The organism is Undibacterium sp. Di26W, assembly GCF_049340265.1.
In the GTDB taxonomy this organism is placed as follows: Bacteria; Pseudomonadota; Gammaproteobacteria; order Burkholderiales; family Burkholderiaceae_D; genus Undibacterium.
This window is the reverse complement of the sequence record NZ_JBMPOR010000026.1, coordinates 1-21,410: the sequence shown is the minus strand read 5'-3', so window position 1 is coordinate 21,410 and position 21,410 is coordinate 1. Positions and strand designations below refer to the sequence as shown.

Here is a 21,410-nt window from a genome sequence, read left to right as displayed (position 1 = left end):
TTAATTCCTGTCAATGCTTGTTGGCCAGCGCCAGCTTGATCCCAAACGAAATAAACATCACGCCGATAAAACGATTCAGCCACAGCGTAACCGCCTGGTTGATACTTACCCGCTGTCTGGCAAATGCAGTCGACACCGCCAGCAAATGGCACCACAGCATGCCGTTGAAATTGAAGATGCAACCGAGCACGATCAGGGCCAGTGGCTTGTTGCTGGCATCAGCGGCGATAAACTGTGGCACAAACGCCAAAAAGAAGATCGCTACCTTGGGGTTCAGTACATTCGTCAAAAAGCCCTGGGCAAAAATTTTTCCATGACTCAGCGCAGGCAAGGCTGGCGCTGAGTCATTGCTGGCGTTCGCTTTTGCCTTGCTCAGCAATAGCGACACGCCCACATACAAAAGATAAGCCGCACCCGCCAGCTTGACGACGGTAAACGCTGTGGCAGACGTTGCCAGCAAGGCTGATAAACCCAGCGCCGCTGCCATGATATGCACCAGCGTACCCGCACCTACACCCAGTGCAGCCGCCGACCCGGCACGCCAGCCCTGTGTTGCGCTGCGCGTCATGATCAATAATGAATCGGGACCAGGGGCAATATTCAGTAATATTCCGGCGATAATGAATTGGGCGAGATCTTGTGTGCCAAACATGGCGAAGCTCCTGAGTTGAAATAGTGCAGACAAGGGATTGATTATAATGGGGATTGAACCTGCCCGAAATTTCAGTTGATACAAAAAAATTCTTTATTCAGTCCATCCACATCATCCATGCAAATTGACCCCAGTGTAAGACGATTATTGCTGAACATTATGCGGACATTTCCCGATGTGGCCTTGCATATGATTCGCTGCGCAAGAGCGCAACGCAGTATCGCTTTTTGTGCGACTGAAATGGTGGGAGAATTCGCCAGGGTGACCACAGAAGCAATGCGTCATGGCGATAAGGAAGTCGCGCAATCTCATCTGCTTTTCATGTCTGAATTATTAAAAACAGCTGACGAAAAAACCAGAGAATATATCGATGTCTATTATGTCGAAGAATTGTTTTTTGGGCTGACACCACAGCAAAAGAAAAAAGCATGGCCTTGGCTGCCTGCAAATCTTAAACAATTATATGCCGCCATGTGGGGTGAAATTCACTGAGCTCACAACGTCGCGTAGGGTGTGCCCCGCGCACCGCTTTTGGAAAAACGAAATTTCCCTGCAATATGCCAATGCTATATTCTGTAATCACTCTCCACGCATCATCATAAAAAAACCGGCACCCATGCTCATCGATTCCCTGTCCACTGCAGCCAGTACGAACAAAAACGAAGACCTGGTGACCAGCTTCCGCCATCAGGACGGCACGTTGGATATGCTGGTGTTTGACGGCGCCAGTTCGGTGTCGGACCACCATTACCTGGATATCGACCTCGGTGACCCGGCCTGGTTTGTCCAGCAATTTGCCGCCGCATTGAAACAAGTCGCCACATCGGTACTCAGCCAAGCCGACAGCATGCAGCTTGCCTTGCAAGTCTTGCGTGAACAGCACAGCGCCCCGCTGCAAGTCGCCGCCATGCCCTGTTATGCCTGGCCGATTGCAGCGCTGACCTGGCTGCGGGTTGATGCCAATGGTGAAGACGCCAATATCTATGCCCTCGGTGACTGCAAAAGCTTTCTGCTGGATGCCCACGCAAAAGTGAGCGATCTAGATCCCTACGACAATCCACAAGAAGGCCTACTCAAATCCGCGATACACACATTGCAGCAAGAAGGTCTGGATGAACAGGCCCGCTGGGCCAGGCTCTTACCCATGTTAAGAGAACGCCGCGTATCGCAAAACATGCACCCACAGCCATCCGTACTCTGCCTTTATCCACAAGGGCGTTTCGCTGCCCGTGAACATCGCATCAAGCTTGCTCAATCGGACCGCGTGCTGATCATGACAGATGGTTTTTATCGCCTGGTAGACAGCTACTACCTGTACGACACAGCAGGCCTGATGCAAGCCTGTGCGACACGTGGGCTACTAGCACTGATGCAGGAATTGCGTGAACACGAAGCGGGCAAGTCTGGTGGCATGACAGTCAAGAAGGCGGATGATGCTACGGTGGCGATGCTGTGCCTGGCAGGAATGGTGAATTAAATTTTTTGCCTGGTATCGTTCAAATATAAAGCAGACGGTGCACATGGTGCACCCTACGGTTCAGTAGTAGTATTGAAGTTGTAGCTAATGAAAATACTGCAATGACGAGTAAAAAACTAACCATCACCTACGACTGGGTATGCCATGCCTGTGCCGCAGAAAACAGCAAACTGCTACGGCAATGTCATGCCTGTGGATGTTCGGCGTTTGCTGATGTACGTGAAATGGAAAACCATGCCCATGCGCTGCGCAAACCGGTGTTTAGCCTGGCGCGTGAGCAGGCGATACGGGTCTTGTTCTGGGCCGCATTGATAGGCATTGCCGCATTCCTGAAGTTCATAGCAGGTGCATGATGTAGTCAATTTGTCTTCACGCAATAAGCCGCGCTTTAATTTGTTGCATAATGATGCTTTCAGCCGGTATTTTCTGGTAAATCCAAAAATCCTGTGATTTTTCTTCCCGCAAGGCAAGAGCGTGAAGTGCGGAGACCGGCTATTGATCTCATTTTTCCAGCATTTCATGTCTACCTCTGCGCAAACAGCAATACCTCCTGACTTATCCACAGTGCAAACCCTGGCAGAATTATTTGCCTGGCGGGTAGCACAAACCCCCGATGCCGAAGCCTATCGTCAGTTTGATGATGTGGCCGGGCAGTGGATATCGTATTCCTGGCAACAGACGCAAGAACGGGTTGCTGGCTTTGTCAAAGCCCTGTCACCGCTGGCGCTGGAACATGGCTCGCGTATCGCCATCCTGCTGCCGAATGGCTTGCATGCGGTGTGCATGGACCAGGCTACCCAGGCTTGCGGTTTTGTACCGGTGCCCATGCATGCGCTGGATAATCCAGCCAGTATTGCCTACATCCTGTGTGACAGCGATGCCTCGTTTTTAATTGCGGCGACTGACCAGCAATGGAAAGAAATCGCCGGTGCCGGCCTCGAACTGTCGGCCTTGCGCCAGGTCGTGGTTTTGCAAAAAACACTGGATGCTGCGGCCTTGCCCGCCAATTGCCCGGTGATGCACATCGAAGAATGGCTATCCAGCGCGGCGCATTTGCAGGTGAATGTAAAAGGGCCGCAGGCAGATGATCTGGCGGCGCTGGTGTATACCTCGGGTACCACCGGTAAGCCCAAAGGTGTCATGCTCACGCATACCAATGTGATGTCGAACGTGAAGGCGGTGGTGTCACGGGTGTCGCCGGTGATTACGGATGTATTCCTGTCCTTCCTGCCGCTGTCGCATACCTTTGAGCGCACCGCTGGTTATTACCTGCCGATTGCCGCCGGTGCCTGCGTGGCGTTTTCGCGTTCGGTCAAGCAATTGCCGCAAGATTTGCTGGAAGTGCGCCCCACCATTTTGATTTCCGTGCCGCGCATTTATGAACGTGTGTATGGCGTGATCCAGACCAGGCTGTTTGCATCAACACTCCAGGCAAGCCTGTTCAATCTTGCCATCGCCACCGGCTGGCGTCGTTTCAGCCGCAGCCAGGGTTTGCTGAAGGGGGACGGTCTGACCGCATTCATCGACAGCCTGCGCTGGCTGGTATTGGAGCCGCTGATTGCCAGCAAATTGAAAAACCAGTTTGGTGGCCGCTTGCGGGTGGCTGTCAGTGGTGGCGCTGCCTTGTCGCAGGCGATTTCCCAATGTTTTCTTGGCCTGGGTATTCCTATCGTCCAGGGTTATGGCATGACAGAGACGGCACCCGTGGTTGCCTTCAATGCACCGGATGATAATGACCCTGCCACCGTAGGCCGTGCCGTGGACGGGGTTGAAGTCCGCATCGGCGAAAATTCAGAATTGCAGGTACGCGGCCCGAACGTCATGCGCGGTTACTGGAAGCGTGCAGAAGACACTGCCAAGACCTTTATCGATGGCTGGTTGCGCACTGGTGACCAGGCTTCGATTGTGGCGGGGCGTGTACGTATCCTGGGACGGGTGAAAGAGATCATCGTCACCTCGACCGGCGAAAAAATTGCCCCCGTTGACCTGGAACTGGCCATCACCAATGACGCCGTATTTGAACAGGCCTATGCCTTCGGCGAAAACGCACCCTTCATCGCCTGTGCCGTGGTGTTAAGCCGGGCTTACTGGTTGGAACTGGCGCGTTCACTAGGCCTGAATCCGGATGACAAGGCCAGCCTGAAATCAGCAGAGGCCGTGGCCGCCGTGGTGAAACGCCTACATGGGCTGACCAGCACTTTCCCTTACTATGCACAACCCCGCGCCGCGATATTGACCCTGGAACCATGGACCGTCGAAAATACCCTGATCACGCCTACCCTGAAACTCAAGCGGAATAACCTGCTGGCGTATTTTGAAGAGGATATGAAGGCGGTATATAAGCGTTGATCATAAGCGCTGATCTTAAGCGTTGACAATGCGTGTTGATCAATCCCGACTTATGCACATGCTGACATCATCAGCATGTGCTTTTCTTATAAGCCAAGTCACTTAACCAAACGGTATGAAGTCGATGCCATTCTGGATTTTGGCAATCACCTGCGCCTGGTTTTCCGTGCTTTCGCTAAAACCGGCCAGTGCGGTTGCCTGGGTATCTTTGCCACTTGCCAGTTGTCCCAGCCAGTAGTCCATGCCAGCCTGGTCGGGTGCACGGTGCAAGACGTTTTGATAATAGGCGGTAATCACCTGCGTATTGGTCGGGCTGGCACCATACAGCTTGTGAAACTCATCCGAGGCGACAAAGCTTTTGGCGACATCCCCCAAGGTCTGGCCCTTGTCCATCTGGCCTATCCAGTAACCCAGCCCAGCCAGGTCCGGTGTGCGGTTGAATGCCGCCTGGTAGATGCGATAAGCGATCCCTGCCGTGCTGTTGATATCCAATGCCACCGTCATATCGGCAAACTGCAGGCGTTCAACCTGGTTCACGGTATCCGTGCCTTCTGCCCCGGTTTTATCCTGCACGGTAAAATTTGAACCTGAAGCGCTAATGGTAAAGTCGGCGCGTTTGCCCGCATAGATCGCGGTGTCCAGGCCCGCGCCACCACTAATAACATCGTTGCCAGCCAGGCCAGTAAACACATCATTGCCGGCGGTGCCAGTCAGATTGTCATTGCCTGCGGTACCGACTATGCCACCGGTTTTGGCGACCGTGGTGAAGGAATAACTGCTGGTACCAACGAAATTATTGCCGGCGACGTCCTTGATGGCGCCCGATGGTATCGACAGTTTATACGTGGTGCTGTTACTCAGGTCATTGGTGGGGTTGATGGTGACCGTGCTACCAGATACGGTGACATTGCTGCTTTTGCTGATGTCATAGCTGGCAACGGTAGTACCGTCTGCACTCTGCAAATTGATAACACCGGTACCAGCGGCGACCGGTTCGCTGAATGTCAGTACGATGTCGCTGCCGGTGGCGACGCTGGTGGCCAGTGTTGCCGGACTGAAGCTAATGACCGTTGGTGGTGTCGTATCGCCAAAATAACTGAGCAGGTTCAGCACGTCCTGGCCATTGTTGAATACCAGTATTTCCATATTCAGCAGGGTGGCATGCAAGGCACCGCTGGCACTGGAGATGCTGTCCACATGTACGGAACCATCCGCTGCCTTGGTGATCAGATAGCTGGAACGCAGCGATGTGCCCAGGTTCAGGGTATCTGTGCCCCCTTTCCCATCCAGTGTGAATGTGTCGGGGTTGACGACGGTCCAGGTATCATTGCCGTCGGTGCCGGATATAGTTGCCATAATGTGTTCTCCAGTAAATCATTCAATTCATTGTTTTGCCATTGCCACTATCCGGCAGGTACTGCATCCATTCCACGCGGTGGCGCATGCATATGCATTTCACCCTGCTGGTCTATCGCCAGGTAAGCTACGCCTGCTGCCCTCAGGTAAGCCAGGCCCTGCGCTTCTTTCAGCATGGCGATGGTGGTGCAACTGCCCGCCAGTGAAGCCAGCGGTGCGCGTACACTGATGCTGCGCCAGTACTGTACCGGCATGCCGGTACGTGGATTGAGGATATGGCAATAACGCTGACCAGCCACTTCGATATATCTTTCATAATCGCCACTGGTGGCCAGTGCACCTTCCGGTACCGGAATACTGGCGACGATTTTTTCCTGCTGCCTGGGGTCTTGTATGCCCATGATCCAGGCTTGTCCATCCGGCTTGGGGCCAAGTACGCGAATATCTCCACCCAGGTTGACATAGCCATGGGTGGCACCGCGTTCCAGCAACAGTGCCGCGGCGCGGTCGGCAGCGTATTCCTTGCCAAAGCCGCCAAAATCTATCTCCATACCTGCTTGTGGCAGACGTATATGGTCTGCTCCGCGTTCCACTTTATCCCAACCTATTAATGCGCACAGCGCTTCCAGGTCTGCTGCTGCCGGTACTTGTGCTCGTTTGAAATCCCATGCGCGCCGCAAGATGCCGGCGGTAATATCAAACAGGCCATCGCTGGCGGCATGCAGGGCCTGGGCATAATCGAGCAGGGAACAAGTTTCTGCATCACACTGCACGGCCTCGCCACCGGCTTGTGCATTGATTCTGGATACGATGCTGTCAGCCCGGTAACGCGAATAGGTACTTTCTATCCTTTTGACTTCAGCAATCGCCTCCTGCGCGATGGCAAACATGGCCTGTTCTTCCTCCGCCGCGACGACCACTTCGCAGGCACAGGCCATGGCTTGAAAAGGAATACGGTAAATCTGCATGTTTGCTCACATCAACGCCAGTTCGCGGAGAGAAAAATGGGCATGGTCATCCCTAAAACTGACGCGAAAGTCCCAACTGTATACTGCGTGCACGGAAAGGCAGTAAACCCGGGCTGCCACTACCGAACAATCTCCACGATGCTCTTTGTTCATATTCTTCCAACTTGATATCGGCCTGCCAATCTTCCCCTATCTGCTTGGCCAGCTTGATGCCTATGGTATGCGCGCCATAGGCAGAGACCCGCTGATCCTCGGAATAATTCAAGGCACCCGCTGGCGGGTTGGGGGCAAACGGGTAGATGGAAGGATCTGCATCCACATAAAAGCCGGCTGCGCTTTGCGTGTACAGACGCAGTACCGGCGTAATGCTCCAGCCCTGCGCAAATGGCTGTGTATATTCGGCACTAAAGGTATGCGCGCGTATCTTCCACGAATCTGAAAAATAACGGTAACTCAGGCGGCTACTGCCACCTGTGGCATCGAAATGATGGTTCCAGCGTGCTAGCACGGTATAGCTGGTGCGTTCATCAGGGCGCTTGTCCAGCACCTTGTAAGGGTCAGACAGGTAACCATGGCCACGTGCCAGGCTGGCATTCAATTGCACGATATCATTCGTCGTCAGCACCTGGGTCACCCCCAGCAAGGCATCAAAGACCTGCTTGTTTTCACCTTTGACCTTGCCGGTAGAGGCACTCACGGTGTCATTGGCAAAGCCCATGCCTGCGGTCCAGGTGGTATTTTTGTCTTCGCTGAACTGGCTGCCCTGCACCGACACGCCACGCGAGATATAGTCGGCTTCGGTGGAATAGCTGGCACCCAGGGTCAGCGTGTGATGCGGCAAATAACGCGTCACCTCGGCATCCATGGCACGCCGGAAATCCCTGAGCTTGCTCAGCGCATAGCTATGAAAAGCGGGTGAAGCACCGGATATGCTGTCGGTGATAAAGCTGCCGCCGACCGACCATTCATCGCCTATCGGCGTCATGATCTTCAAGGCATTGGCCCTGACCTTGACGCGGTCTACGCCGGGCTGGCTATCCTGGTAATCCAGCACTTTCAGGCTGATCGACCCCTTGTCAGGCGCTGATTCAGCATGCGCCACGCCTGCGACCGGCAAAGCCAGGGCGGCGGCCAGCAAGGCTGAACCAAGATGCTCGTTATTGCGTGCCGGACGAGTGCTGGCTGGTTTCATTCTGCGATCCTTATTCATTGCAACTTATTTTCCAACTTGCATTTCAACTTCCATTCAACTTCAGTTGCAGCCACAGCCACCACCACCCACACCGGCACCGCCAAAAGCGGATTCTTTGCTGGAATAGGTATGTTCTGCATATTTGTTTTCCAGCGGATCGGCATCAAAAGTCATTTCCTTTTTTGCCAGCTTGCCTTTTTCCCAAGCCTGCACTGGCTGTATCACATTCATCACGCTACAGGCAGAACAGGCAGACGCCAGCAGCAGCAGGCTCAGCAGGCGGGCCAGTGTCCGCAGATTGATATGCTTCATTATTTTCCTCCCAAAGCCGCCACGATGGCTTGCTCTATTTTTGCCTTGCTGCCTTCATTGAAGCCCGCATGCAGCGACAGGATTTTGCCATCCCGGTCTATCAACACACTGCTGGGCATACCCTTGACATCATACAGCCGTGGCATGACGCCTTTGGGGTCATAGCCGATCTGGAAACTGGCCGGGACAGACTTCAAAAACACGGCGGCGTCCTCTGCCTTGCTGTCCAGATTGATGGCCAGCACTTGCAGGCCTTGCGCAGCATATTTCGACTGCAAGGTAATCATCCAGGGGAAAGACTGCTTGCAGGGCCCACACCAGGATGCCCAAAAATCCAGGTACACCAGCTTGCCCTTGTAATCAGCCAGCTGTATGTGGCCATTGCCACCCTGTACCGAAAATTCTGGCGCGGGTTTGCCTGCATCCAGCGCATGCGCCGACAGATGCCAGCCACTGAGGGCGATAGCTAACACAGCAGTGGCAGACATGGCCAGCCATGCTGGTGCGGTTGCCTTGTGGTGTAGCGATAGCGGACGTGCAGGAATCATGAAATCAGCCTTAAATATGCCTTAATAAAACGCTTTGATAAAACGCCTTGATAAAATCAGTAGCATGCTTGGCATCGCTCTGGAGCGGTGCCCGGTAGTGCAGAGTTTTCCACATTCATCATAAGCGCTTCCCTCTTCAAATCAAGCTTGCCTGTCGTAAATAAACCGGTTATTTCTGTAAATGAATGTAACCTGCAAAGTTGCCCAACGTAAGCTGTATCATAGTCTGTTATCAGACTTGTTGCTTGAAAGATATGGCAGACTGTTGGCTGGTTTTATACAAAAAAACAACAGCAACCACATATGGTAACCAGCCGGTTCATTTGTCCCGGGCCTGCATTGACCCTGGGCTGTTATCTGGCTAGCATGCTTTTTCACACAAGGGAGTCGGAATATGGACCAGCAATTTGAAGCAGGCTTGCAGATACGCAAGCAAGTCATGGGTGAAGCCTTTGTCGAAAAGGCCTTCAACAATACCGATGCCTTCACTGCACCCCTGCAGGAATTCGTGACCCGCAATGCCTGGGGTACCACCTGGTGCCGGCCCGGCCTGGATTTAAAAACCCGCAGCCTGATCACCCTGTCCATGCTGACCGCCATGGGCCGTGCGCATGAAATCCGTGGGCATGTACGCGGGGCGGTCAACAACGGTGCCAGCATGCAGGAAATCCAGGAAGTCTTGCTGCACGCCAGCGTGTATTGCGGCATGCCGCTGGCAATCGACGCATTCCGTTCAGCCCATGAAGTCTTGCAGGAAATGGGCAAGATAGATGCGGCCTGATTGGCAGTGCAGCACTACATATCAGTGGACTGTAACAGTTGAAAACAGAGTGCCTTCCGCTTGCGCGACGACCATGGCTGCGTTGCAAATGCTCGCGATAGTTCACTATCGCTCTGCATAAGTGTTAACCTTGCCTTGCCCTGATCGCCGGGCAAGCGTCTTTCACTTCTGTTTCAAAGTTACAGTCCACTAGCTACCATCTTGTTGATTGCAAGGAAGCCCGTCCCGGGCATTCCATTGCCTGACTAGCTGCTGGCGAGCACCCGGGTAGCAATCGTCCAGGAATTCGGCCTTCACAATGAAGTCGGCACGAAAACGGCGGAAGTCGTCACGCAATTCGCACCATGCAGCAAGGAACCGTCGGGATTCGAAGAAGCCGACCATGATCGGCCATATGACCCGCTCTGACACGGCACCGTTTTGGTCTTTGTACATGATGCGCATCTTGCGCTGCGCGCGTATTGCTCGTCGTACCCCTGCCAAATCAAGGCCAGACCTATCTTCTTTTGTACGACTGATATAGAGCGTATTATCGTTCAAAGCGCGCCGCATATCGGGAGCAAGCACGCCGTCGATTTTTGCGAGTGCGTTCTGAACAGCGCGCGCCAGGCCGTCATCAGTCTGGTGGCTGACCCACTGCGCTCCAGCTACAAGTGCCAGAATCTCTTCTTCTGTAAATGATAGCGGCGGCAGCAGAAATCCCGGTCGTAATATGTAGCCGACGCCGGCCTCACCATCGATATCGGCTCCCATGGCTTGCAGCGTCGCGATGTCACGGCGAATGGTGCGCAGTGACACGCCAGCTTCGCGTGCGAGCTCCTTGCCAGACACCGTTCCACGGTGTCGGCGAAGTACCTGCATGAGGTCGAATAAGCGGTGACTTCGTGACATGCTCAATCCATCGCTACGAGGCCTTTTCCACCGAGTTTCCGGCCTGCCTCCAGAGCTGTGAGCAGTTGAATTGCTTCGCTCAGGGGTACGATCTCGGCAACCGGAAGTCGAAACTTCCCTTCCTGGGCAGCAAGGGCCAGGCGGTCCAGAATGTCGGGCCGTGGTGTACAGACTATCGGCTTCAGACGTCGGTTGAAGATAGCACGGATGAACTTGCCCGGAGTCGGGTTAAGGTCCAGAAACACGCCTTCCTGGCGCAGCAGCCCCAGGCCCACAGCGGTCGTCATCGTGGCAGCGGTGTCGTAGACCACATCGTAACGCTCATTGACCTTCGATAGATCGCTTGCGCGATAGTCATAGATGGTTTGGACGCCGAGTGACCGTGCCCGCTCCATTGCTTCGGCACTGCAACTGCCTGAGACCGTTGCCCCCAGCATCTGTGCAATCTGCACCGTGGCTTCACCCACCGCGCCGCCGCAGCCATTGACAAAGACACTCATGCCAGCCTTCAGCTTTGCTTTATCCACCAGGCCGTTCCAGGCGGTGATGCCCGGTGTTCCAAGGCAGGCAGCATCCTCAAAAGAAACATTGTCAGGCTTTTTGGCCAATGAGGATTCGTTGGTGACCACAGCCTGTCCCAGCGCGCCGGTTTCCTTGACGGGAGCGAGACCGAACACGGCATCACCGACTTTGAAGCGCGTCACGCCTGCCCCAACTGAGATGACTGTGCCGGAAAAATCCATGCCCATCGCACGTGGGAATTTATTTCCCGTAACGATTTTCATCTGGCCATTGCGCAGTTTCCAGTCGATGGGGTTGATTGCTGCAAACGCGACCTTCACCGCCACCTGGCCTTTGCCGGGTGTGGCCAACTTGAAGTCCTTGAGCTGCATCAGTTCCGGGCCACCGTACTTGTCATATTGTATGCGTTTCCGCATGATAGTTTCCTTCTTTGGTAAAGAGAAGCACAGTCTATTTCATCATGGTGCCAGAATCTGGCACCATTGTTTTTGCTTCGGATTTGTCGCTTTGGCAACTGCAATAAAATATCTGGGATGATGCCATCCCAGATATTTCCCTTTGGGCAGAAATCGTACCGACAGACAGCAGGGAAAACGCTTCCATGAAGGCTGCAATCAGGTGCCGTTCATTCGCTCGAACAAGGCTTCCCCCATTTTTCGTGCACCTGCAGACAGGCCGACCAGCACTTCATCCTGATCGTTCTCCAACTGGATCAGCGCTTCGGTAGCAAAGTCTTCAGCGGACATCATGCTTTGCCCTGTCGTGCCACCGCTGCGGTCTCCCCCGCCCAGGCCGGTGTCAACGATAGGTGGGGCCATTTCTACCACCCTGACCGCCGTCGCCTTGAGCTGGTGGCGCAGGGTAAGCGTAAAGGAGTGAATGGCTGCCTTGGTCGCGCAGTAGACCGGAATATCCGCCATTGGCGCGAATGCCAGCCCTGAGCTGACATTGACGATCACGGCCTTTTGTTGGCGATTCAGCAAAGGCAACAACTCGCCGGTGAGCCGGACCGGTGCAGTGAAGTTAGTTGCCACCTCCTGTTCGAGATTCTCCAGCGCCTTGGCTTCCTTGAGCATTCGGCGGTATTGCACACCCGCGTTGTTGATTACCATGTTGAGTTCGGGATAGGCGGTGTTCAGCCAGCTCACCATGGCCTGGCGGCTGGTGTGATCAGTGATGTCGCAGACGCGGGTGACTAAGGCTGACACATGCGTTTGTGCTTTCAGCAGTGCCTCTTCGCTGCGGCCGCAAATGATGACGCGATTGCCGCGGCCGGAAAGTTGCCGCGCCAGTTCAAAGCCAATGCCAGCGGCCCCGCCTGTAATAAGTATGGTGTTTGATGTCAAGTTCATATCGACTGTCCTTCATGGTTGAGAATGAGAAGGTGTGCCGACGAAAATTTCGGGTTTCGGATTCACGCGGGCACACCTGACGACCGGCAAGCCGGTGCAGGTGTCGCGGATACCCTTATTGGGGAAAGCTGCCACCCTATTTGGGGTGGTGACCGGGCTACCATCTGGTCTGCGCTCTTTCGACGGAAACTTTATAACATAAATCGTTATAGGCGGCAATTAACCAGGGATTCCATCTACCACCTTTGGCAGTTGCTCTACCAGTGCATCTACTGCCAGCCGCAGGCGCAAGAGCATATGGGGTGCGCTGGGCCAGACGGCGTGACATTGCAAAGTCGCGCCGGGTTGGTCATCCAGTACGCTGACCAGGCTTCCCGTGCGCAGGCGCTCTCTCACCAGCCATTCAGGCAGCCATGCCAGGCCCAGGCCAGCAGTGGCAGCGTCTGCAATGGCTTCCAGGTCGTCAAGTTGCAAGCGTGAGTACAGCGACATGTCGACGATACGACCAGTGGCGTCTGGCAACTGCCAGACGTTGATGCGGTCGCCGCGCCGGTAAAGCAGAATGCTGTGCGCCGCCAGTTCGGCGCTGCTCTGTGGTCGTCCATGTGCTGCCAGGTAGTCGGGCGAGGCGCACACCCGCTTGCGTTGCACGACCAGCTTACGCGCGCGCAGACCTTCGCTCTCGGCCCCCAGTACACCACTGCGAATGGCAAGATCAAAGCCTTCAGCCAGCACATCCACCGGACGGTCGCTGAAACTCAAATTCAGGTTTAGCGATGGATGCTGTCGCGCCAGATCCAGCAAGATGGGCGCGACGCAGTGGCGACCAAACAGCACCGGCATGGAAACCCGCAGTCGCCCGGTCACTTCGTGCTGGCCGGATTCCATCTGTGCCTCGGCGGCCTGTAATTCGGCCAGCGCCCGCAGGCCGTGCTCGTAGTAGATATGACCATCGTCAGTCAGGCTTTGAACGCGCGTGGTGCGATGAAACAGCCGCTTGGCCAAACGTGCCTCCAGCCGCGCCATCGCCTTACCCACCGCCGAGCGCGTCAGGCCCAGGTGCTCAGCCGCGCTGGCGAAGCTCCCCAGGCGCACGACTTCCACAAACACGGTGATGCCATCCAGCCGTTCCTGGCGTTCAGGGGCAGGACTTATCTGGATCATTGGTGAATTTGAATGTCGTTCCATGGGAATATCTTTCTACATTAGATCGTATTTTTCTACTTTAACATACCAACTTGCCTTGTAGCGGGAATTGCAGGCGACAAAACACCGGAATGTTTGTTTTTAGTCTTGATTTGTCTGCCCTTGGCACGATTGCGCAAGCAGAGCTGGAAAACACAGGATTTTTGAAGCTAGGCAGAGACCGTGCGCCGACTTCAAGCCGTTTGATTCACTCCACCTATTTGACCTATTTTTTTACCAAGGAGCCTCATCATGAAATTTCTTTGCCTCGACATCCCCCAGCCTGGTGCCAGCCTGGACAAATACCAACCGCATATGCTGGACGAAGCCCGTCACGCCTGGCAAATGTATAAGGGCGGTGTCATACGTGACATCTATTTCCGCCAGGACCGCCCCGGTGTCGCCATCATCGCCGAGGCCGAGTCGGTAGACGCTGCAAGGGCAAGCCTGCGTGAATTCCCGCTGGCCAAGGCCGGGCTGATTGACTGGGACGTCATCCCGCTTGGCCCTTTCCTGAACTGGGAAACACTTTTCGCATCCGGCAACGCCTGAAATATCAGATATACCTCAGCGATGCCAGGCACAACTTCCTTGCCCTGACATCCGACACCTTCTTTGCAATAAAGGAAAACCACCATGGTCAAGACAGTGTCATTTGTTAACAAAGCCGTCGAGATTTCGGGGCATCTTCATCTTCCTGACAATTTCCGGGAAGATGAAAAGTACCCCGCCCTGGTGGGCATTCATCCGGCGGGAGGAGTGAAAGAGCAGACCATCGGCCTGTATGCCAGGCGACTCGCCGCGCACGGTTTCGTCGTTGTAGTGTATGACTCGTCCTACCAGGGCGCGAGCGGCGGCGAGCCGCGTCTCCTCGAAGATCCGGCCACCAGGGTGGAAGACGCGCGCTGTGCGGCGGACTTTCTCACTACTCTTCCATATGTGGACACTGAACGCATGGGTGTTTTCGGCGTCTGCGCCGGCGGCGGATATGCGCTTGCCGTGGCCCAGACCGAGCGCCGCTTCAAGGCAGTGGCCGGGGTAAGCGCAACGCCAATGGGCGAAGCAGCCAGGAGTATGTTTGGCCAAGCGATTTCTGCTGGTGAATTGATCCAGACTTTGGAGGCAACAGCCATGCCGCGTACGGCACAAGCAAGGGGAGGAGAAGTCGTTTACGCGCCCTTTGTTCCGGAACGGCAGGAAGACATCAACGAGAACACGCCGACCATGCTGCGGGAAGGCTACGACTATTACCGCACGCCGCGTGGACAACATCCTAACTCCAAAGGTCGCTTCCTGCTGACCAGTCTGGACAAGATGTTTGCCTTTTCGACCTTCAACCTGATTCCAACCCTGCTGACCCAACCGATGCTGCTGATTGTCGGTAGCAATGCCGACACGAAGATATTCAGCGAACAAGCTTATGCGCTGTCCAACGGGCCAAAAGAGTTGTTCGTGATTGACGGTGCTACGCACATCGCGCTGTATGACGTGCCTGAATACGTGGATCAGGTTGTGCCCAAGCTCGCATCCTTCTTCAGCAATCTCTAACTTTAATCTTGAATTTTAACTTTGACTCAACAGGAATTTACGATCATGAGCAAACTTGCTTCGGAACTCAAGCCCATTCTCTTCGTCGTCACCAGCAATGCTGTAAAGGGAGAGACAGGCATCGCTACCGGCTACAATCTGGCCGAAGTCACCCACCCGCTGGAAAAACTGCACGCTGCGGGTATCCGTGTGGAATTCGCTTCTCCCCTGGGCGGTGCTGCGCCACTGGACGGCTTGGAGGATATGACAGATCCGGTCATTGCTCACTACTGGGCCGATGCCGATTTTCGCCATGCCATCGCTCACACGCTGAACCTGGATGATGTGGACCCCGCCCGCTACTCGGCCATCTTCTTTGCAGGTGGTCACGGTACGATGTGGGACTTTCCCGACAGTACTGCCGCGCAAAAGGCCATCCGCGAGATTGATGCGGCAGGCGGCATCGTCTCGGCAGTGTGTCACGGCCCAGCCGCCCTGGTCAATGCGCGCCGTGCCGATGGTAGCCTGCTGGTAGCGGGCAAGCGGTTGGCAGCCTTTACCAACGGCGAGGAAGAAGAAGTGCAATCCACTCACGTGGTGCCTTTCCTGCTGGAGTCCACGCTCATTGAGCGAGGTGCGCACCACCAGAACGCCGCCAACTGGTCCAACAACGTGGTGGTTGATGGGCGGATTATCACTGGCCAGAACCCGCAGTCTGCCGCGAGCCTTGGTGAAGCGCTGCGCGACGCCCTGTTGGCATGACCAACTGCTAACTTAGCCTGGACGCCATACAAAGGGGGAAGCATGAAACTGATCTGTGTCGAAGAGCATGTGCTCGATCCCGCCATCGGTGCGGCCACCCAGAGCCTGGTCCGCGCTGAAGCGCCCTACTTGCCCGATTGGGGTAGTCGCGTGGTGGACGGCCAACAGGTGATTGACACTACGCGTCCGCACGTCATTGCGCCCAGCGAATCGGCCCGCAAGGGACTGGAGATGGGCGCAGCACGCCTGGCTGACATGGACGCGGCAGGTATAGCCATGCAGGTGCTTTCCTATGGTGGTTTTCCTCAATTATTGCCTGCCGCGCAGGCCATTGACCTGAACCGGGCTGCTAACGACAGGCTGGCCCTGGCGGCGCAAGCCCACCCAACGCGTTTTGCTGGCTTTGCTACGCTACCCTGGCAAGCACCCGAAGCAGCGGCGCGCGAGCTGGAGCGGGCGGTCAAAGAGCTGGGTCTCAAGGGGGCACTGATCAATGGCCGCCCTGGTGACAGCTTCCTGGACGACGCACGCTACGCACCTGTCCTCGCCGCCTTCGATCAACTGAACGTACCACTCTATGTGCATCCCGGCCTGCCCTTGCGCGCTGTGCAAGGGCCGTATTACGGCGGCTTCGAACCTGAACTCGGCGCGCGACTGGCAATGTTCGCCTGGGGCTGGCACAACGAAGCGGGCATACAGGTCATGCGCATGCTGCTTTCTGGTGTGTTCGACCGCTATCCCCGGCTGCAGGTCATCAGCGGTCACTGGGGCGAGATGCTGCCGTTCTTCCTGCAGCGGTTGGAAGACTCTATCCCGCAGCAAGCCTCGGGCCTCAGTCGTCCCATCGTGCAGACCTATCGCGAGCACGTGTACGTTTCGCCCAGCGGCATGCTCACCTTGCCGCACTTCCAGTTCATTCATTCGCTGATGGGGGCGGAACGCATCCTTTATTCCATTGACTACCCGTACCAGAGTTTGGACGGGGCACGTGCCTTCATCGAAAGCCTGCCGGTCAGCGACACAGACAAAGCCCTTATTGCTCACGGCAACGCCGAGCGGCTTCTTGGTTTGTGATGGATCTTAAAAGAAAAGGAAAAGACATGAACCCAGCATCATCGCTGTTGCGAGACCGTTTCGCCAGTGAAGGTGCGCGCGTGGAAATGGTCGAGCTGTTTTTCGACCTGGTATTCGTCTTCGCTGTCACGCAGTTGTCGCACACACTGATAGTCAGCCTGACTATGCAAACCGTGCTGGAAGCCAGTTTGTTGATGGGTGCGGTCTGGTGGGCGTGGATGTACACGTCCTGGGTAACCAATTGGCTGGATCCCGAGCGCATCCCCGTGCGTGCCTGTCTTTTCGTACTGATGCTGGCGGCTCTGGTCATGTCAGCCGCGATCCCGCAGGCTTTCCAGGCTAAGGGACTGTGGTTCGCCACGACCTATGTGGTGATTCAGATTGGTCGCACCTTGTTCTTCCTGTGGGCCGTGCGTCATGAGCGGGAGGGGATGCGCAAGAACTTCCTGCGCATCCTCATCTGGTTTACTTTTTCTGGTGTGTTCTGGGTGACGGGTGGCCTGGTCGGGGCTGACTGGCGGATGGCGTGCTGGGGCATCGCCTTGCTGATTGATATGCTGGCACCCGCGCTGTTCTTCCATGTGCCGGTGCTGGGCCGGTCCAGTTCCCATGACTGGGACATCGCTGGTGGACACATGGCCGAGCGCTGCGCGCTCTTTGTCATCATCGCTCTGGGCGAGTCGCTGTTGGCGGTGGGTGGCACCTTCGCCAGCGGCATGGTGAGTCCATCCGCGGTTGGCGGCTTTGGCATCGCATTTGTGAGCAACGTCGCGATGTGGTGGCTGTACTTTCACCGCAGCGCGGCACAGGGGCAGGACCGTATTGCCCGTTCGCGCCAGCCGGGACGCCACGGTCTGGTTGCCTACACTTATCTGCACTTGCCCATCGTCGCAGGGATCATTGTCAGCGCTGTTGCCGACCATATGCTGCTTTCTGGTCATCAGGGCAGAGCCACGGTGATGGCCACCGTCGGCGGCGCGCTGCTGTATCTGTTCGGTATTGCCGCCTTTAAATGGTCGACAAACATCAAGTCTTTACCTCCGGTCTCCCACCTGGCCGGTGTGCTGGCCTTAGTGATGCTCGGCGTGCTGGCCACCTATGCATCGTTCCCTCTGCTGGCCGTGAATGCCAGCACGACCGTCATCCTGATGGTTGTCGCCGTTGCCGAAATGCGCTATAGGGCCTGAGCGGTCAGTGCGCTTTTTGCGCTGAATGCTGCCCTTACCCCGCTGACGCATGCTGGCTACAGATCGTAAACACGTTCTGAGGGATTCTCTTGCCGCTCTGCGGGAAAACTCGCAGAGCCGCCCTCAGCGAAGATCACTCAATTCTGTAAACACGGGATAAAAAACACAGATAGCAAAGATGTGTAAAAATCATGCTTGTCACCATGACATTTACCCACCAGTGAAAGCCCCCATGACTGAAGCCCGCAAAGCCGTTGCACTGACAGAAGAAGGTATTACCAAACCCTTTTTGATCAAGGACGTACCCTGGGATGACTATTCCCATGGCCAGAGTTTCGCCTCCCGTTACCAGCAACTGGGTGAATATGGTGGTAGTAAACATATAGGTGTCTGCATGGAAGAACTGGCACCTGGCAAACAAGCCTGCCCCAACCATTATCATCATCTGGAAGAAGAACAAATGATGCTGCTGGAAGGCAGCCTGACCCTGCGCCTGGGCGAGCAGACCTACGTCATGACGGCTGGTAGCTATGTAGTGTTTCCGGCCGGGCAAAAAGCCGGGCACAGCCTGTACAACCATACCGATGCGCCCTGCCGTTACCTGATCATCGGCGAACGCAATCCGCATGATGTGATTGTCTACCCGGACGGCAACCGCGTCAGCGTGCGCCTGACCGGCGAAGGCTATAACAAGTCAGCCACCATGGAGTACTGGGAAGCGGAAAAGGATTAGGTCCACACGCCCTCGGTCAACACGCCCTGGCCAGTTACCGGCAGAAGCGCCGTTATTTTTACAATCCGGGTTCGTATTTCCTCATTTGGTGACATATCCACCCCCGGCATGCCTGATTTACCGGATACTTCAGGCATTGCATCAGTCACAGGGAAAGGATAGTTGATGCGTCGCATGTGGCTTTTTTATACGCTGGCCTGGCTTAGCTATTCCATACTTATCGGTTTCGTCGTACAGATAGATGGTTTATCAAAAGCCCAGTTCGATTTCAAACTGGCACTGATGTCAGAAATCAGTACCGTGCCGGCCGCCCTGATGCTGGCGTTTATCTGGCCGCTGACCGGCTTGATAGAACGCAAGGGATACCGGCCTTTTACCATCGCCTCTATCCATATCTGGCTGTCACTGGTGTTCGGGATTCTCTGGCATGTGCTGGTGAGCCTTTTCATGCGCGCCATCGTGCAGGTTGACTACATGTCATCTGACCGGCCTTTAAGTATGGCTATCTGGCCTTTTCTGTATAGCCTGATGATGTATGGCGTGGTGGCGAGCATTTTTCATACCGTACGTTCCAGCGAGGCCAGACGTTTGCAGTCGCTGGCGGCCAGCCAGGCGCAGAGCCTGCTGGTGCAGGCCGAACTGGCCAGCCTGCGCAACAAGCTCAACCCGCATTTCCTGTTCAATACCCTGCATTCCATCATCGCCCTGATGCGCAAGGATGGCAAGGCAGCCGAGGCGGCACTATTCCGTTTTTCCGACATGCTGCGTTATGTGTTGGATACAGAAAAAACCGGCAGTACCCATGTGACACTGGAAGATGAATTGAATTTTGTGCGCGATTACCTGAACCTGGAAGCCCTGCGCCTGGGACCAAGATTACATGTGGACTGGTCGCTGGATGCCGCCGCTGCCGGCTATGGCGTACCGGCCCTGAGCATACAGCCGCTGGTGGAAAACAGTATCAAGCATGCCTTTAATCCGCGTAGCCAGCCTGGCCATTTGCTGATACGTACCAAACTCAGGGCCCTGCAAAGCGAGGTGGATATCACCATCAGGGACGATGGTCCGGGGGCTGACCTGGCGCAGGTGCAGGCATCCAGTGGCATCGGTGTTAAAACTGTGGAAAGACGCCTGCAGCTGGAATATGGCAAACGCGCCAGCTTCAAGATCCAGACAGCGCCAGGGCAAGGCTTTGAAATTTGCCTGACCATACCGCTGACGCCGATTTAAGTTTCACCATTTGTTTTACCATTTATTCCATTTGCTGAACCGCCATGAAACAAAAAACCGCCTTTATTGCAGAAGATGAACCGCTGGCGAGAGAAGTCTTGCGTGACGCTATCTGCAACCGTCAGGAACTCAGCCTGATCGGTGAAGCCGCCGATGGTGTCAGCGCCCTGACGCAAATCAATCTGCTGAAGCCTGATGTGGTGTTCATGGATATACAAATGCCTGAAATGACAGGGCTGGAAGTCTTGCGCCGTCTCAGCCACTTGCCCGACATTATCTTTACCACAGCCTATGACCAGTATGCGGTGACTGCCTTTGAACTGCATGCCGTCGATTACCTGCTCAAGCCGTTTTCACAAGAACGTTTTGACGCTGCAGTTGATCGCCTGCTGGAAGCACCGCCTTCCCTGCAAGCTATGGAACACGCACTGAATCTGGCAGCCGGTCGCGAGGTGGGTCGTCTGGAAAGAATACTGGTGCGTGACCGTGGCCATATCTTCCCGGTGAATGTGAACGATATCGCCTACCTGAAGGCGGATGCCAAATACACTGCCATCATCGTCGGCGACAAGACCTACCTGGTCAGGCTGGGTATATCAGAACTGGAAACCCGGCTTGATCCGGCACGCTTCATACGCATACACCGCTCGCTGCTGGTAAACCTGGATTTTGTTGAATCCATGAAAGCCGATGAACAATCACAATTGCGCCTGCACATGCGCGACGGCAGTGTCTTGCTGGCCAACCGGGAAGCGTCGAGGATGCTGCGGGATATGTCGATTTAATTTGCATACAGACTGCATGCAATGCAATCTGCTGCCATGCAAGCACGAGCAAAATGCAGGCTGCCCCAGAGGCAAAGTGACGCCGGCCATTTTACCAGCCACTCCGTGTCAACACTCCCCACACAGGCCATAATTTCCTCAAGACAACACTCCCTGCACAAGCCATAATCATCCTCAACGCAAAAATGGCCGTGAACTGTTAAATAAAGTTAATTCGAATTAAGTTAAGTCAATCACTTCTCGGAGTTAATTTAATTTTGTGATTTCCATCACAAGTAAATCAATATGGCCGTGATAGCCTCGCATCGCTTAATTTAGAAATACGACGTAACCAGAGCAAGTTCATTCTTATAAATAGACAAATTCAAATCAGGAAACTTAAATGGCCAATACCACTGCAGATATCCAAAAGCTTTACATCGCTTATTTCAACCGTCCAGCGGACCCACTGGGTCTGGCGTATTGGACAGCGTCGAGCCTGTCCCTCAAAGACATCGCACAAAGCTTCTCCGTACAAAAGGAATACG

The 21,410-nt window shown here is 55.0% G+C and carries 24 protein-coding genes; 13 read left to right on the top strand and 11 right to left on the bottom strand.

Features of this window, described 5'->3' with window-relative positions; all coding sequences use genetic code 11:
- Positions 1-10: 10 nt before the first annotated feature.
- On the bottom strand, positions 11-652 hold the full coding sequence (locus ACO0LM_RS23985) for a LysE family translocator (RefSeq protein ID WP_423040666.1): 642 nt from the start codon (positions 650-652) through the stop codon (positions 11-13).
- A gap of 117 nt (positions 653-769) precedes the next feature.
- Here ACO0LM_RS23985 and ACO0LM_RS23980 point away from each other — a divergent pair, with 117 nt between their 5' ends.
- The 4 genes from ACO0LM_RS23980 to ACO0LM_RS23965 all read left to right on the top strand — a co-directional run bounded on the left by ACO0LM_RS23980 (position 770) and on the right by ACO0LM_RS23965 (position 4,478).
- The gene (locus tag ACO0LM_RS23980) at positions 770-1,144 is read left to right on the top strand and encodes a DUF7674 family protein (RefSeq protein ID WP_423040664.1); all 375 of its coding nucleotides are present in this window, start codon (positions 770-772) and stop codon (positions 1,142-1,144) included.
- Between the two features lie 124 nt (positions 1,145-1,268).
- Complete coding sequence (locus ACO0LM_RS23975) at positions 1,269-2,129, top strand: hypothetical protein (RefSeq protein WP_423040662.1); 861 nt, start codon at positions 1,269-1,271, stop codon at positions 2,127-2,129.
- A gap of 101 nt (positions 2,130-2,230) precedes the next feature.
- Positions 2,231-2,482 (top strand): hypothetical protein, encoded by a 252-nt coding sequence (locus ACO0LM_RS23970; RefSeq protein ID WP_423040660.1) that lies wholly within the window; start codon positions 2,231-2,233, stop codon positions 2,480-2,482.
- A 166-nt stretch (positions 2,483-2,648) separates the two neighbouring features.
- Positions 2,649-4,478, top strand: coding sequence for an AMP-dependent synthetase/ligase (locus tag ACO0LM_RS23965; RefSeq protein WP_423040658.1), 1,830 nt, complete (start codon positions 2,649-2,651; stop codon positions 4,476-4,478).
- A 102-nt stretch (positions 4,479-4,580) separates the two neighbouring features.
- Here ACO0LM_RS23965 and ACO0LM_RS23960 read toward each other — a convergent pair whose 3' ends face one another.
- From ACO0LM_RS23960 to ACO0LM_RS23940, 5 genes are read right to left on the bottom strand one after another with little or no spacing between them, the layout of a single operon-like run.
- Entirely contained in the window at positions 4,581-5,834 is a 1,254-nt protein-coding gene (locus ACO0LM_RS23960; RefSeq protein WP_423040656.1) for a DUF4214 domain-containing protein, read from the bottom strand.
- Positions 5,835-5,881: 47 nt separating this feature from the next.
- Complete coding sequence (locus ACO0LM_RS23955) at positions 5,882-6,802, bottom strand: FAD:protein FMN transferase (RefSeq protein ID WP_423040654.1); 921 nt, start codon at positions 6,800-6,802, stop codon at positions 5,882-5,884.
- Positions 6,803-6,854: 52 nt separating this feature from the next.
- Complete coding sequence (locus tag ACO0LM_RS23950; RefSeq protein ID WP_423040652.1) at positions 6,855-7,994, bottom strand: DUF3570 domain-containing protein; 1,140 nt, start codon at positions 7,992-7,994, stop codon at positions 6,855-6,857.
- Positions 7,995-8,054: 60 nt separating this feature from the next.
- A complete protein-coding gene (locus tag ACO0LM_RS23945; protein ID WP_423040650.1) occupies positions 8,055-8,306 on the bottom strand; it encodes a DUF4266 domain-containing protein in 252 nt (83 codons plus the stop codon).
- Complete coding sequence (locus ACO0LM_RS23940; protein ID WP_423040648.1) at positions 8,306-8,854, bottom strand: TlpA family protein disulfide reductase; 549 nt, start codon at positions 8,852-8,854, stop codon at positions 8,306-8,308. The genes ACO0LM_RS23945 and ACO0LM_RS23940 overlap by 1 nt, the downstream gene beginning before the upstream one ends.
- Before the next feature lie 394 nt (positions 8,855-9,248).
- Here ACO0LM_RS23940 and ACO0LM_RS23935 point away from each other — a divergent pair, with 394 nt between their 5' ends.
- Positions 9,249-9,635, top strand: a complete 387-nt coding sequence (locus ACO0LM_RS23935) for a carboxymuconolactone decarboxylase family protein (protein ID WP_423040646.1) — start codon at positions 9,249-9,251, stop codon at positions 9,633-9,635.
- Between the two features lie 189 nt (positions 9,636-9,824).
- Here ACO0LM_RS23935 and ACO0LM_RS23930 read toward each other — a convergent pair whose 3' ends face one another.
- The 4 genes from ACO0LM_RS23930 to ACO0LM_RS23915 all read right to left on the bottom strand — a co-directional run bounded on the left by ACO0LM_RS23930 (position 9,825) and on the right by ACO0LM_RS23915 (position 13,588).
- Entirely contained in the window at positions 9,825-10,526 is a 702-nt protein-coding gene (locus ACO0LM_RS23930) for a helix-turn-helix transcriptional regulator (RefSeq protein WP_423040644.1), read from the bottom strand.
- Positions 10,527-10,528: 2 nt separating this feature from the next.
- A complete protein-coding gene (locus tag ACO0LM_RS23925; protein WP_423040642.1) occupies positions 10,529-11,464 on the bottom strand; it encodes an NAD(P)-dependent alcohol dehydrogenase in 936 nt (311 codons plus the stop codon).
- A 198-nt stretch (positions 11,465-11,662) separates the two neighbouring features.
- Positions 11,663-12,400 carry an SDR family oxidoreductase gene (locus ACO0LM_RS23920; RefSeq protein WP_423040640.1) on the bottom strand — a complete coding sequence of 246 codons (738 nt, stop codon included), beginning with the start codon at positions 12,398-12,400 and terminating at the stop codon, positions 11,663-11,665.
- Between the two features lie 219 nt (positions 12,401-12,619).
- Entirely contained in the window at positions 12,620-13,588 is a 969-nt protein-coding gene (locus ACO0LM_RS23915; RefSeq protein WP_423040638.1) for a LysR family transcriptional regulator, read from the bottom strand.
- Positions 13,589-13,837: 249 nt separating this feature from the next.
- Between ACO0LM_RS23915 and ACO0LM_RS23910 the strand changes: the two genes are divergently transcribed.
- The 6 genes from ACO0LM_RS23910 (at position 13,838) to ACO0LM_RS23885 (ending at position 18,868) form a co-directional block, all read left to right on the top strand.
- The gene (locus tag ACO0LM_RS23910; protein ID WP_423040636.1) at positions 13,838-14,137 is read left to right on the top strand and encodes a superoxide dismutase; all 300 of its coding nucleotides are present in this window, start codon (positions 13,838-13,840) and stop codon (positions 14,135-14,137) included.
- Between the two features lie 84 nt (positions 14,138-14,221).
- Positions 14,222-15,133 (top strand): alpha/beta hydrolase, encoded by a 912-nt coding sequence (locus ACO0LM_RS23905; RefSeq protein ID WP_423040634.1) that lies wholly within the window; start codon positions 14,222-14,224, stop codon positions 15,131-15,133.
- Between the two features lie 45 nt (positions 15,134-15,178).
- Positions 15,179-15,874, top strand: a complete 696-nt coding sequence (locus tag ACO0LM_RS23900; protein WP_423040632.1) for a type 1 glutamine amidotransferase domain-containing protein — start codon at positions 15,179-15,181, stop codon at positions 15,872-15,874.
- Between the two features lie 42 nt (positions 15,875-15,916).
- Entirely contained in the window at positions 15,917-16,948 is a 1,032-nt protein-coding gene (locus ACO0LM_RS23895; protein ID WP_423040630.1) for an amidohydrolase family protein, read from the top strand.
- 26 nt (positions 16,949-16,974) lie between these two features.
- Positions 16,975-18,135 (top strand): low temperature requirement protein A, encoded by a 1,161-nt coding sequence (locus ACO0LM_RS23890; protein WP_423040628.1) that lies wholly within the window; start codon positions 16,975-16,977, stop codon positions 18,133-18,135.
- Between the two features lie 232 nt (positions 18,136-18,367).
- Positions 18,368-18,868, top strand: coding sequence for a cupin domain-containing protein (locus ACO0LM_RS23885; protein WP_423040626.1), 501 nt, complete (start codon positions 18,368-18,370; stop codon positions 18,866-18,868).
- On the opposite strand, the gene ACO0LM_RS23880 is transcribed toward ACO0LM_RS23885, so the two are convergent.
- On the bottom strand, positions 18,865-19,044 hold the full coding sequence (locus ACO0LM_RS23880; RefSeq protein WP_423040624.1) for a hypothetical protein: 180 nt from the start codon (positions 19,042-19,044) through the stop codon (positions 18,865-18,867). The genes ACO0LM_RS23885 and ACO0LM_RS23880 overlap by 4 nt on opposite strands.
- On the opposite strand from ACO0LM_RS23880, the gene ACO0LM_RS23875 reads away from it, so the two are divergent.
- Complete coding sequence (locus ACO0LM_RS23875; RefSeq protein WP_423040622.1) at positions 19,043-20,098, top strand: sensor histidine kinase; 1,056 nt, start codon at positions 19,043-19,045, stop codon at positions 20,096-20,098. The two genes, ACO0LM_RS23880 and ACO0LM_RS23875, sit on opposite strands and share 2 nt — an antisense overlap.
- A 44-nt stretch (positions 20,099-20,142) precedes the next feature.
- Complete coding sequence (locus ACO0LM_RS23870; RefSeq protein WP_423040620.1) at positions 20,143-20,883, top strand: LytR/AlgR family response regulator transcription factor; 741 nt, start codon at positions 20,143-20,145, stop codon at positions 20,881-20,883.
- Positions 20,884-21,410 lie beyond the last annotated feature (527 nt).